Source organism: Microbacterium sp. K35 (assembly GCF_004794375.1).
GTDB classification, from domain to species: Bacteria; Actinomycetota; Actinomycetes; order Actinomycetales; family Microbacteriaceae; genus Microbacterium; species Microbacterium sufflavum.
Genome location: NZ_SSDM01000191.1, coordinates 1 through 1,212, shown reverse-complemented (window position 1 = coordinate 1,212; position 1,212 = coordinate 1). Strand labels below are relative to the sequence as shown.

At 75.8% G+C, this 1,212-nt stretch carries 3 protein-coding genes; all 3 read left to right on the top strand.

The window, feature by feature from the left end:
* The coding region (locus tag DW299_RS07420) for an ROK family protein (protein ID WP_136036210.1) at positions 1–213 on the top strand (213 nt) is incomplete at its 5' end.
* The gene (locus DW299_RS07415; RefSeq protein WP_136036209.1) at positions 210–896 is read left to right on the top strand and encodes an N-acetylmannosamine-6-phosphate 2-epimerase; all 687 of its coding nucleotides are present in this window, start codon (positions 210–212) and stop codon (positions 894–896) included. The genes DW299_RS07420 and DW299_RS07415, both read left to right, overlap by 4 nt.
* The coding region (locus DW299_RS07410; RefSeq protein WP_168443091.1) for a DUF4862 family protein at positions 893–1,212 on the top strand (320 nt) is incomplete at its 3' end. The genes DW299_RS07415 and DW299_RS07410, both read left to right, overlap by 4 nt.

Genomic DNA, 1,212 nt, shown 5'->3' with positions numbered 1-1,212 from the left:
GCGCTCGCGGGTGCCGCCACGATCCTCGACCCGGAGCGCTTCGTCGTCACCGGGGGCGTGCCGAACATCGGCGAGGCGTGGTGGGGTCCGATGCGCGCCGCGTACCGCGCCGAGGCCATCGACGCGCTGCAGTCCACCCCGATCCTGCCGGGTGCGCTCGGCGATGACGCACCGCTGCGGGGAGCCGCCGCATCGGCCTGGAGGAACTCATGAGATTCACCGACACCATCGACCGGCTGCGCGGCGGCCTGATCGTCTCGTGCCAGGCCTACCCCGGCGAGGCCATGCGCGACCCGCGCACCATGGCGCAGGTCGCCGCGGCCGCCCTCGCCGGCGGTGCTGCGGGCATCCGGGTGCAGGGCATCGACGACATCCGCGCGGTCGCCGACCTCCCGGTGCCGGTCGTCGGCCTGTGGAAGGACGGCGAGTCCGACGTCTTCATCACCCCGACCCTGGCACACGCGCGGGCCGTGGCGGATGCCGGGGCCGACATCATCGCGATCGACGGCACCCGTCGCCCGCGGCCGGACGGCCTCACGCTCGCGCAGACGATCGCCGGGCTCCGCGCCCACACCGACGCGCTGATCATGGCGGACTGCGGCTCGCTCGACGACGCGGTCGCCGCGGAGGAGGCGGGGGCGGACCTGCTCGGCACCACGCTCTCCGGGTACACGGGCGAGCGGCCGAAGACCGTCGGGCCCGACCTGGAGCTGATCGAGCTGATCGCCGCGCGCTGCACCGGTCCGATCGTGGCGGAGGGCCGCGTGCACCGCCCGGAGCACGCCGCCGCGGCCCTCCGCGCCGGTGCCGCCTCCGTGTGCGTGGGCACCGCGATCACGCACCCGTCCACCCTCACGTCGTGGTTCGTCGACGGCATCGCGGAGGCCCGGGCGTGACCGCACCGCTGCTCGTCAGCGCCTACCCGCTCTCGCCCGCTCACGCCCAGTGGGATCCGGCGCTGGAGGCCGAGCTGCTGCCGGCGCTCTGCGCCCTTCCCGGGGTCGCGGGGCTCGAGGTGCCGTGGATGGGCGGCTTCCACCCGCACGACGACGACTGGTTCCTCGCGCACGTGCCCGGGGTGCCGCTCGCGGTCACGCCCGTGCCGTTCGTGATGCGCCGCGTGGGGGAGGACCCCCGCTACGGTCTCGCGTCGCCCGACGCCGAGGGCCGTGCGGCCGCGGTCGCCGATCTGCGCCGGGTGGCCGCCGACGT